This window comes from Gaetbulibacter aquiaggeris, from assembly GCF_044003965.1.
Lineage (GTDB): Bacteria > Bacteroidota > Bacteroidia > Flavobacteriales > Flavobacteriaceae > Yeosuana > Yeosuana aquiaggeris.
Genome location: NZ_JBAWKC010000001.1, coordinates 570,304 through 582,327 on the forward strand (window position 1 = coordinate 570,304; position 12,024 = coordinate 582,327).

Genomic DNA, 12,024 nt, shown 5'->3' on the forward strand with positions numbered 1-12,024 from the left:
TTTTTTTTGTTAAAATAATTATTGTTTATCAATAAAATTTATATATTTGTTATCGTAAAACGATAATTTTATCATAATGAAAACTATAAATATTTTAAAAAAACTGATAACTATTTATTATTATCTAATGATTATAGGGTTTGTTGGTGCCATTATTTCTTTACCGCTACTACTATTTACAAATCAAAGTTATGAGATTACATTTTTAGGAAGTAAAGTGGATTTGGGAGTCTTACCATTACATAAAAGTTTAATAACCTTGATCTTAGTTGGAACGCTTTATTATTTGTTTTTTAGAGCCGTTAGACTGATTAAATTAAGTCTTAAAGATTTGTCTGAAGGCAATTATTTCTCAATATTGGTTATTTTAAGTTTTAAAAAAATTGGGACACTCTTTTTAATTTGTGGTTTTGGTTCTGCTATTGTGAAGTTGGTGTTAGGATTTTTATTAGCAAATATTCTTAAAGTTGGTGTAGACACGTCTTGGGTTATTTTTATTATAATGGGCCTTTTCTTTTTATTTTTAAGTGAAGTTTTTTCGAAAGCCGGAGAGTTAAGAAGGGAAAACGATTTAACCATATAGCTATGTCAATAATTGTAAATCTGGATGTAATGCTTGAAAAAAGAAATATGAAGAGCAATGAATTGGCAGATATTGTGGGCATTACCACCGCAAACCTGTCTATTCTTAAAACCGGCAAGGCAAAGGCCATTCGGTTTTCTACGCTGGAAGCTATTTGTAAAGCCTTAGACTGTCAACCTGCTGATATTTTGGAATATGTAGAAGGTTAGCCGTATGGATGTTTAAGTCAGGCTAGTTTTATATCTTAGCAATTATAGTATGATAAAATCTTGAATTTAAAATCTTACTTTTTCTTATTTATTGTATTGGGTAGTCTTACTCAAGTATATGCACAGTTGAATGCGACAGTAATTGGTGATGCTATCAATCAGGGAAATAATTGTTATGTTATTACGCCAGATCAATTAGATCAAGCCGGAGGTGTCTGGTATGATAACCCTATAGATTTTGATTCCAATTTTACTATTTATTATCAAAATGTTTTTGGTAACAAGGATGCCAATGGTGCTGATGGAATGGCATTAGTATTCAAAGGAAACCCTACGCCTGTAATTGGTGGTATTGGAGGAGGATTAGGATATAATGGGGTATCTTCATCTTTGGTTATTGAGTTTGATACTTATCAGAATAACGGTAATGGTGTTGAGCTTTATGGTGACCCAGCTTATGATCATATTGCTATTATGCAAAATGGAAGCCCTGATCATAATAACACTTTCAATAATTTGGCTGGACCTATTCAAGCAAGTATATCAAGCCCAAATATTGAAGACGGAAACAGCCATGAAGTAAAGATCGTTTGGAACGCAACAACCAAAGTTTTAAGTGTTTTTTTTGATTGTGTATTGAGATTAACCTTAAATCAAGATGTTAAATTAACCATATTTTCAGGAGATGATACCGTGTATTTCGGTTTCGTCGGGTCTACAGGAGGTTTATCAAATGTACAACGGGTCTGTTTTAATAGTCTTTCATTTGTAGATAATCTTCAGCTACAAGATGAAACAATTTGTTTGGGAAATTCTACTAATGTAGATGCTACTATTCCAAGTGGAAATACGTATAGCTGGACACCAACCACTGGAGTTAGCAATCCAAATATTGCGAATCCAGACTTATCACCAGCATTAACAACTACTTATACTGTTACAATTAGTGATGTATGCGGTGAAACTACATCTGAAGATATAACTATAACAGTCCTTCCATTTATAGATCCAGTTTTTGATCCGGTACCTGCAATATGCGAGGGAGATGCACTAAATGAATTGCCCTCTATTTCAAATAATGGTATCAGTGGTACCTGGGCTCCAGAATTGGATAATTCAAAAACCACAACCTATACCTTTACGCCTTCAAATGGCGAATGTGCGTTTGAGGCAACTCTGGAAATAATAGTCAATCCTACATTGATGCCCATTTTTGATGCGGTTAATCAGATTTGTCCTGGTGAATTTTTAGAAGAATTGCCAGTAACGTCATCCAATGGTTTTACTGGGTCCTGGTCTCCTGCCTTAAATAATATGCAAACTACGGTTTATACATTTACACCAGATTCTGGTCAAGGTTGTGCAGGACCTGCAACTTTGGAAATTATTGTAACAGATCCTATTGTACCAACTTTTAACTTCTTTAACTCAGTTTGTGAAGGAGATGTTGTAGATGATTTCCCTACTACTTCAGCTGAAGGAATTACTGGAACATGGTCTCCGGCTTTTAATAATTTAGTAACGACTAGGTATACTTTTACACCTGATGGAGGCCAATGTTCTATAGAAACTGCTTTAGAAATACAAGTCATTCCAATTAGTGAGCTTGTTATAGAAGTTGAAATTATTTCAGAACCGTTTAGTGATAATCAAACGGTGGTAGCTAATGTAGCAGGGGGTACTGGAACTTATGAGTTTCAGTTAGATAATGGTCCTTGGTTAAGAGAGAATTCTTTTAGTGGCATTACTGGTTGTGATGAACATATGTTAAGAGCTCGTGAAATATCGGGCTGCAGTAATATTGCTGTTGGTGCATTTAGGATTTTGGAATATCCTAAGGTTTTTACACCAAACGGGGATAGTTATAAGGATAGCTGGAATATAGATTGCTTAAGAGATCAGACAAGTGCAAGGATAAGTATTTATGATCGATACGGTAAGATGATAGCTGTTATATATCCTAGTGGTTTTGGATGGAATGGTATTTATAATGGTGCACCGATGCCAACAAATGACTATTGGTTTGAAGTAGACTATTTTAGTGAAGATGGGTCACCACGAGTCTTTAGATCTCATTTTACTTTAAAGCGTTAGACTGCCAACCTGCAGATATTTTGGAATTTGTAGAAGATTAATTACTGTCGTCTATTGGCCAGAAGCGGTGGTGGCTCTCCGTTAAAAGGGTTCCATCTGCTGATGCTTTTGGCCTCCATGCCGGCGGCGATAACAATAGCCCTATCACCATAACGCTCACGCATTTTGTCAATAGCCTGGCTTAAGTGAATATGTTTTTCATTGTCCTCAAACAAATTAATTTGATAACCACCTTCAACTAAATGACTAAACCTAACACCAATTAACCGGACTAAAAGTCTGCGATTATAAAGTTTGTGAAACAAATCTAGCACTACCGGAATGATGGTGTGATCCATGGCACTATAAGGAATATGCTGCTGTTGTGTATAGGTTTGAAAATCTGAATATCTGATTTTAAAGGTCACACAAGCAGTTAATTTATTACCCCGGCGTAGTTGATAGGCTAAATTTTCTGCCATGGCAATAATGATGCTTTTTAACTTAACCATATCTGTGGTATCCTTGTCAAAAGTGCGCTCTGTAGAGATTGATTTACGTTCATGGTATTGTACCACAGGACTATCATCAATACCATTTGCTTTTTTCCAGATAACTAAGCCATTTTTGCCAAGTACTTTGTGCATAAGTTCCATAGGCATTTCCTGTACGGTTTGAATGCGTTTTACCCCTAAATCGCAAAGCGATTTATAAGTGACCTCTCCAACCATAGGTATTTTCCGAACAGATAAAGGAGCGAGAAATGGTTTTTCAGTACCTTTTAAAATACGGATTTCGTTATTTGGTTTGGCTTCACCAGTGGCTATTTTTGAAACGGTTTTATTAACAGACATTCCAAATGAAATGGGGAGCCCCGTTTCCTTCATAATACGTTGTCGCAATTCTGAAGCCAGTTTATGACACCCAAAAAATTTATCGGTTCCCGTTAGGTCAATATAAAACTCATCAATAGAAGTTTTTTCATAAAGCGGCACATGCTCTTTAATAACATCGGTAACGTCTCTTGAAAAATTTGAATAAATTCCGGAATTCCCTCGAAGCACAATAGCTTCTGGACAAAGCATTTTTGCCATACGCATAGGCATCGCAGAATGCACACCAAACTTACGGGCTTCATAGCTGCAAGAAGCCACCACGCCACGGTCGCTAGTGCCACCAATAAGTACTGGTTTTCCTATAAGTCTGCTATCTAGCAAGCGTTCACAAGACACAAAAAAAGCATCTAAATCCATATGTACTATAGAACGTTCTCCAGAGGTCATGCCGTAAGGTGTTTTATGGTATCACTATATCGTGGGTCTTCAACAACAGCTAATTTATACATGGTAATAACTTCAATAGTAATGCAGTCAAACTCTTCTAAAACTTTACCAGTAATACTATAAATGCCGTGCCCTCTAAAAGGGAATTTAGTAGCTATTGGTGGAAAATGAACGGTATCTATAAAATCACCATCACGGTCTAAAAAAGTTCCAAAATACATGTATTTTCCGTTTGAGGTAACCGTAGTTTTTGTAGTGACTAAATAGCCTTCAATAGTGATTATCTTATCTTTAAATTTCGCGAATTGTGCTGCTCTTAACGGATTTCTGACATGATTTTCTATTAAATGAAAGGGGCTGCAGAGTGAGAACCCTAAAAGTTCTATCTCATCAAAGGCATGCTCTAAAGTGGTACTGGGTAATTCAGGCGTTTTATAATTGACGCGTTCCGTTTTAAACAAATCAGTGACGTGTTCTTGAATAACGGTCTTGCTGATTTTTAAATAGGCCTCCCAGAGTAATTCCCGTTTATTAACTTCTGTAAAACGGAATGCATTTATTTTTATCAGAATACTTATTTGTTCTATTGAAATGGGGACCCGGTCTATAAAATCGTCAAGACTTTTAAAAGGGCCATTTTTTTTGCGTTCCTGAAGTAAGCGCTTTACGGTTTTTGATTCAAAGGCATGTAGAAACATAAAGCCTAAATAAATAGTTTTTCCTTTAATAATAGTTTCATTAAAACTCTCATTAACACAAGGTGCTTCAATAACACCACCATGCATTCGGGCTTCATGCACATAGAGTTCGGTTCTGTAAAACCCACCAAAATTATTGATAGTTGCTACCATATATTCCAAAGGATAATAGGCTTTTAAAAACAGACTTTGATAACTTTCTACCGCGTAGGATGCCGAATGCCCTTTGGCAAAGGCATACCCGGCAAAACTTTCTATTTGTCGCCAGATATCCTCGGTGAGTTCATAAGGTTTACCTTCTTTTTTACAATTATCAAAGAATTGCTGTTTTACTTTTAAAAACTCTTCACGAGACCTGAATTTTCCAGACATACCGCGTCGCAACATATCAGCTTCCCCTAAAGTTAAGCCACCAAAATAATGGGCGACTTTAATCACGTCTTCCTGATATACCATAACGCCATAGGTTTCGGGCATGATTTTAAGCAAAACAGGATGTGCCTCTTTGCGCCTTTCGGGATAACGATACCGCAAAATATACTCGCGCATCATACCGCTTTTTGAAACACCGGGTCGAATGACAGAACTGGCAGCAACCAAGCCTAAATAGGTGTCTACCTGCAGTTTTTTCAGGAGCATACGCATAGCGGGAGATTCTACATAAAAACAGCCAATAGCTTTGGCGTGGCGTAACAGGTTTTTAATATTTTCATCTTGTTTAAAACGCTTAATATCATGAATGTCTATGGGGGCTTTTTCAGGATGATTGTATCTTATAATATTTACGGCCTCTTTAATTTTTCCTAACCCACGCTGACTTAAAATATCAAATTTGTAAAGGCCAATATCTTCTGCAACCACCATGTCAAATTGTGTGGTAGCAAATCCTTTTGGTGGCATAAAGGTAGCCGTGTAATAGTGAATGGGTTTTTCTGAAATAATAATACCACCAGCATGAATCCCTAAATAGTTAGGAAATCCCTGAATGTAGGTACTGTATTTAATAACCAGTTGTGATAAGGCATCCAGTTGGTTTATGTTATATTTTCCTCTGGTAAGTACATCCATTTCAGCTTTTGGTAAGCCAAAAACCTTCCCTAATTCCCTTACGGAAGCTCTAAATTTAAAGGTATTGTAAACCGCAATAAGCGCTGTATTTTTAAAACGACTAAAGATGAATTGCGTAATGTCGTCACGGTCTCTCCAGGAAAAATCAAGATCAAAATCGGGTGGATTTTTTCGGTATAGATTGATAAAGCGTTCAAAATATAAATCGAGTTCTACAGGGTCAACATCAGTGATGCGCAATAAATAAGCAATGATACTATTGGCGCCGCTACCACGACCCACATAAAAATAACCTTTACTGCGGGCGTATTTTAAGATTTTCCAATTGATTAGAAAGTAGGATACAAAGCCTTTTTCTTTAATGATTTCCAGTTCTTTTTCAATACGTTTAAAAATACGTTCTCCAGGTTTTTTATAGCGATAATGTAATCCTTGATAAGTCAGTCTTTTTAATAATTTAAAATCTAATAGCTCGTTGTTGGTGTATGACCGCTGGTTGTTTGGCACTTCTTGAGAAAAGTCGAAATTAATCGTACAATCTTCTAAAAGTGACGAGGTGTTTTCTAAAAGCTCTGGAAATTCTTGATAGCTATTGCACAACTCATTATAAGGTAATAATCTGTCCGTTGGGTCACCTTGCTCTGTTTTGGGTAGTTTGCTCAATAAGGTGTTGTTGTCAATAGCACGTAGTAATCGATGCGTATTAAAACCTTTTTTGTTTTCAAAGGAAACAGTTTGTAATACCACAAGTTTGCTTCTAAAAGCATTCCATTTTGAAAATTTAAGATGGTTAAGATCTTGGGGTTTAATACCTAAAAACTCATTGGTTTTTAAGGTATAGGTTTTGTTATGTATATAAGGATATACCACAAACGTATCTTCAAGTTGTGGTGCTTGCTCCGGAATTTCTAAGTCTGGATTATGTAAAAACGCAGACAGATACTGGTTAATATTATAAAAGCCATTGTTGTTTTTTGCTATCAGAATAAACTGCTGTTTGGCACGGTTTCTAAAGTCTATACCAAGTACTGGTTTAATTTTATAGTTGTTTGAAAGGCGGACAAAATCTAAACATGCCGAGGTGTTATTAATATCGGTCAATGCCAGTGTCTGGATGCCATTTTCTGAAGCAATGGCAAGCAATCGCTCTGGCTTTATAGTGCCATAGCGTAAGCTGTAATATGAGTGACAATTGAGATACATAATTCTATATGGTAAAAATAAGCTACAATATGTAGTTATTGTTGCTTATATTTGTAGTAATTAATGTTAAAAAAAAAAGAAGTGTTATGAAGCCTATTCAAATTAATATAAAACACCTGCGAATGCTTAAAAAGTTCTCTCAAGAGCGTTTTGCAGAGGAGCTACAATGGACGCGTTCTATAGTAGGATCTTATGAAGAAGGACGCTCGGAGCCTCCAATAGACAGACTCATTGACCTGTCAAATTATTTTAATATCCCTATAGATATTCTGGTGAAGAATGATTTAAGACTGGCAAAGAGCACCTCGTTTATTGATATTGGAAACAAGCGCGTGCTGTTTCCCATTACAGTTAATGAAAGCAATGAAGATCTTATAGAGATTGTCCCGGCAAAAGCTTCAGCAGGGTATTTAGAAGGATATGCAGATCCTGAATATATAGAACAATTACAAAAGATAAAACTTCCTTTTTTGCCTACCGGAACACATCGTGCTTTTCCTATAAAAGGAGACTCTATGTTGCCTGTAAAGGATGGGTCATTTATAGTGGCTAAATTTGTTGAAGATCTTAATGATGTAAAAGACGGCAGAACCTATATTGTGCTCACCAAAGATGATGGCTTGGTTTACAAGCGGGTATATAATAAAATTAAGGAACATAATACCTTATTGTTAAGCAGTGATAATAAATTCTACAATCCATATGAAGTAGCTATAGAAAAGGTATTAGAATTATGGGAATTTACCTGTTGCATTAATACTCAGGAATATAACGAGGAGGAATTAAAACTCAGCAGTATTATGAATATGTTTCAAGAACTTAAAGTTGAGCTAAAGTCTATTAAAGAACTTGAGAACTATATATAGCAATGATTAAAATTATGACTGAGCAATATAAAAGTGAAAAGGACATGAAATACAAATTAAACAATTAAATATAAAGTATTATATTCATATCGTTCTAACAATAAAGATTGGGAAATTTTAAGTTGGAATATAAAAATAACTAACTAATTTTTATACATGGTTAACTTATCCACATTTGATATTGCATTAATTATCGTCTTTTTTGCAATCACCCTTTTTATAGGAATTTACGTTTCAAAACAATCAGGAAAAAGTTCTGTTGAGTATTTTTTGTCAGGAAGAAGTATGCCTTGGTGGTTATTAGGTGTATCAATGGTTGCAACAACGTTTTCAACTGATACGCCTAACTTAGTGACAGATATAGTAAGAACTAATGGTGTTTCAGGAAATTGGGTTTGGTGGGCATTTTTAATTACTGGATTATTAACGGTTTTTGTGTATGCAAAACTTTGGCGAAAATCTAATGTAAATACAGATATTGAGTTTTACGAATTACGATATGGAGGTGCTCCAGCTCGTTTTTTAAGAAGTTTTAGATCAATTTATTTGGGGATTATTTTTAATATTTTAGCAATGGCAGGAGTAACACTGGCAGCCATTAAGATAGGAAGTGTTATGTTAGGATTACAGCCATGGGAAACCGTTGTTTATGCAGGAGTCATCACAGTTACATTTAGTGCTTTAGGAGGATTTAAAGGAGTGGTTTATACAGATTTCATCCTTTTTTTTACTGCAATGGCAGGAGCCTTAGGAGCTGCATATTATTTGGTTGGCTTACCTGAAATAGGGAGTTTAGAAGCGCTTCTTCAACATGAAAATGTAGTAGATAAATTAGATATTTTACCTGACTTCACTGATAAAGAAGCTTTAATAACTTTATTAATAATTCCATTGGCTGTACAATGGTGGAGTTCGTGGTATCCTGGAGCAGAGCCAGGAGGAGGAGGTTATATTGCACAACGTATGCTTGCTGCAAAAAACGAAAATCATGCTATTGGAGCAACTTTCTTTTTTAATATTATGCACTATGCTTTACGTCCTTGGCCCTGGATTATTGTTGCATTAGCATCTTTAGTAATATTTCCAGATTTGGCAAGTATACAGGAAGCATTCCCAAATGTAACACAAGATAAATTAGGACATGATTTAGCCTATTCTGCAATGCTTACTAAGCTTCCAAGTGGATTACTTGGCCTAGTATTAGCGTCCTTGGTTGCGGCTTATATGAGTACAATTTCAACTCATTTAAATTGGGGAGCATCTTATATAGTAAATGATTTTTATAAACAACAGATTAATAAAAATGCAACAGATAAACAATTAGTAAGAGTTGGAAGGTTGTCTACAGTTATCTTAATGATTTGTAGCGCCTTATTTGCTATAGTACTTACAAATGCATTGCAACTTTTTGATATTATATTAATGTTTGGTGCTGGTACTGGGCTCATTTTTATTTTAAGATGGTTTTGGTGGCGTATTAATGCATGGAGTGAAATTTCGGCAATGTTTGTTTCAGGAATTGTTTCAATGGTTTTAGCGTTTACACGTTTAGGTGATTATTTGTTTAGTGATAGTGGTTTAATGCCTTCCTACGCAAAATTTCCTATGATTGTTTTGTTAACCACAATTGTTTGGATTATGGTTACTTATTTAACAAAACCTGAAACCAATATGGTACTACAAAATTTTTATAAGAAAATTCAGCCAGGTGGACCAGGATGGAGTAAAGTTGTTAATGAAGCCGAAAAAAATAACATTAAAATTGTAGATTCTAATGAAGGCTGGAGTGTTCCATCTGGAATTGTTGCTATGATGATTGGCTGTATATTTATCTACAGTATCATGTTTGCAACAGGTAGCCTTCTTTATGGTGAATATTCTAGGGCGTTTATTTTATTGGGAGTAGTACTTGTTTCTGGATTTATTTTAATAAAGCTATGGAAAAAAATAAGGGCTAATGTTTTATAGTTGAGCATCGTTTTATAAGTAAAAAAATGGCATCACTACTCTATGCTATTGTAGCCGTTGCTTTTTATTTATAGTTAAGTCATATTCTAAATAAAAATAGGATTTTCATAAAACTATAACATAAAAAAACGCGAAGCATGTGCTTCGCGTTTTTTTTATTTAGAGCTAAAGTTTAGTCTGCTAATACAATAACTTTATTATCTTTCATTTCAATAGTTCCGGAAGAAATTTTTAATAAAGTCGTGTTTTTTTCGCCTTTAATAAATTTATTTTGAACTTCTTCCTTTAATGATATATTTCCTGAAATTTTAACAAAACCTTCTTTTAATAAAGACACAATAGGCGCATGGTCTTTAAGCATTTCAAAGCCTCCATTAACACCGGGAACAGTCACAGAATCTACTTCTCCGCTGAATAAGGTTGCCTCTGGTGATACAATTTCTAAATACATATTTTTTATTATTAATTGAATTAAGCTTCAGCTAACATTTTTTCTCCAGCTTCAATAGCTTCTTCAATAGTTCCTTTAAGGTTAAATGCTGCTTCTGGTAAATGATCTAAAGTACCATCCATGATCATATTAAACCCTTTAATAGTTTCTTTAATATCAACTAATACGCCAGGGATACCTGTAAATTGTTCAGCAACATGGAATGGTTGAGATAAGAAACGTTGTACACGTCTTGCTCTACCTACAGCCAATTTGTCTTCTTCTGATAATTCTTCCATACCAAGAATAGCAATAATATCTTGCAGTTCTTTGTAACGTTGTAATAATTCTTTTACTCTTTGAGCACAAGCATAATGCTCATTTCCTAAAATATCAGCAGTTAAAATACGAGAGGTAGAATCTAATGGATCTACCGCAGGATAAATACCTAACTCGGCAATTTTTCTAGATAATACGGTTGTAGCATCTAAGTGGGCAAAGGTTGTTGCGGGTGCAGGATCTGTTAAGTCATCCGCAGGTACGTAAACCGCTTGAACCGAAGTAATAGAACCTCTTTTTGTTGAAGTAATACGCTCTTGCATAGCACCCATCTCTGTGGCTAATGTTGGTTGGTAACCTACGGCAGAAGGCATACGGCCTAATAATGCAGATACCTCAGAACCGGCTTGTGTAAAACGGAAGATATTATCAACGAAGAAAAGGACATCTTTTCCTTGTCCTTCTCCAGCACCATCACGAAAATATTCAGCAATAGTTAAACCTGATAAGGCCACACGCGCACGGGCTCCAGGAGGTTCGTTCATTTGTCCGAAAACAAACGTTGCTTTAGATTCTTTCATTCCGGCTTTATCAACTTTAGATAAATCCCATCCGCCTTCTTCCATAGAATGCATAAAGTCTTTACCGTATTTTATAATACCAGATTCAAGCATCTCTCTTAAAAGGTCATTTCCTTCACGAGTTCTTTCTCCAACTCCGGCAAATACTGAAAGACCACCGTGACCTTTTGCGATATTGTTAATCAACTCCTGAATCAATACGGTTTTACCAACACCAGCACCACCAAATAAACCAATTTTACCACCTTTTGCATAAGGCTCAATAAGGTCTATTACTTTAATACCAGTAAATAAAACTTCAGTTGAGGTTGATAAATCTTCAAATTTAGGGGCTTGACGGTGAATAGGTAACCCAGCTTTTCCAGCTTTAGGTAAATTCCCTAGGCCATCAATAGCATCTCCAATCACATTAAATAAGCGTCCGTAAACATCTTCGCCAATTGGCATTTGAATAGGAGCTCCAGTTGCAGTGACCTCTGTACCTCTGCTTAAACCATCTGATGAATCCATTGCGATAGTACGAACCGTATCTTCACCAATATGAGATTGTACCTCTAATATTAATAAAGAGCCATCAGGTCTTTTAATTTCTAATGAATCATAAATTTTTGGAAGTTCTGAACCAGCTCCGAATTCAACATCGATAACCGGACCTACGATCTGTGCAACCTTACCTGTAACTTTAGCCATTGCTTATATGTTTAATATTATGCGATTTAATTGTAAAAAAACGTGTTATGTTTTCGCGTGCAAAGATAGATGTTTTAATTTAAAATAAAAGTT

General features: G+C 35.3%; 9 protein-coding genes. 5 read left to right on the top strand and 4 right to left on the bottom strand.

Annotated features, from left to right (window positions below; all coding sequences use genetic code 11):
* Positions 1–76 precede the first annotated feature (76 nt).
* From V8G56_RS02300 to V8G56_RS02310, 3 genes are read left to right on the top strand one after another with little or no spacing between them, the layout of a single operon-like run.
* On the top strand, positions 77–583 hold the full coding sequence (locus V8G56_RS02300) for a DUF2975 domain-containing protein (protein WP_395436847.1): 507 nt from the start codon (positions 77–79) through the stop codon (positions 581–583).
* A 2-nt stretch (positions 584–585) separates the two neighbouring features.
* Complete coding sequence (locus V8G56_RS02305; protein ID WP_395436848.1) at positions 586–792, top strand: helix-turn-helix domain-containing protein; 207 nt, start codon at positions 586–588, stop codon at positions 790–792.
* Between the two features lie 60 nt (positions 793–852).
* Positions 853–2,886, top strand: a complete 2,034-nt coding sequence (locus V8G56_RS02310; protein WP_395436849.1) for a lectin-like domain-containing protein — start codon at positions 853–855, stop codon at positions 2,884–2,886.
* Between the two features lie 41 nt (positions 2,887–2,927).
* Here V8G56_RS02310 and dinB read toward each other — a convergent pair whose 3' ends face one another.
* Together dinB and V8G56_RS02320 are read right to left on the bottom strand one after the other, a co-directional pair.
* Entirely contained in the window at positions 2,928–4,148 is a 1,221-nt protein-coding gene (gene dinB / locus V8G56_RS02315; protein ID WP_395436850.1) for a DNA polymerase IV, read from the bottom strand.
* Positions 4,145–7,117: a DNA polymerase III subunit alpha gene (locus V8G56_RS02320; protein WP_395436851.1), complete on the bottom strand. Its 2,973-nt coding sequence runs from the start codon at positions 7,115–7,117 to the stop codon at positions 4,145–4,147. The genes dinB and V8G56_RS02320 overlap by 4 nt, the downstream gene beginning before the upstream one ends.
* A gap of 86 nt (positions 7,118–7,203) precedes the next feature.
* On the opposite strand from V8G56_RS02320, the gene V8G56_RS02325 reads away from it, so the two are divergent.
* Together V8G56_RS02325 and V8G56_RS02330 are read left to right on the top strand one after the other, a co-directional pair.
* A complete protein-coding gene (locus V8G56_RS02325) occupies positions 7,204–7,983 on the top strand; it encodes an XRE family transcriptional regulator (protein WP_395436852.1) in 780 nt (259 codons plus the stop codon).
* A 156-nt stretch (positions 7,984–8,139) separates the two neighbouring features.
* Positions 8,140–9,951, top strand: coding sequence for a sodium:solute symporter family protein (locus V8G56_RS02330; protein WP_395436853.1), 1,812 nt, complete (start codon positions 8,140–8,142; stop codon positions 9,949–9,951).
* Positions 9,952–10,123: 172 nt separating this feature from the next.
* Here V8G56_RS02330 and V8G56_RS02335 read toward each other — a convergent pair whose 3' ends face one another.
* Both V8G56_RS02335 and atpD read right to left on the bottom strand, forming a co-directional pair.
* On the bottom strand, positions 10,124–10,402 hold the full coding sequence (locus V8G56_RS02335; protein WP_395436854.1) for a F0F1 ATP synthase subunit epsilon: 279 nt from the start codon (positions 10,400–10,402) through the stop codon (positions 10,124–10,126).
* A gap of 20 nt (positions 10,403–10,422) precedes the next feature.
* The gene (gene atpD, locus V8G56_RS02340; protein ID WP_395436855.1) at positions 10,423–11,931 is read right to left on the bottom strand and encodes a F0F1 ATP synthase subunit beta; all 1,509 of its coding nucleotides are present in this window, start codon (positions 11,929–11,931) and stop codon (positions 10,423–10,425) included.
* Positions 11,932–12,024: the final 93 nt, after the last annotated feature.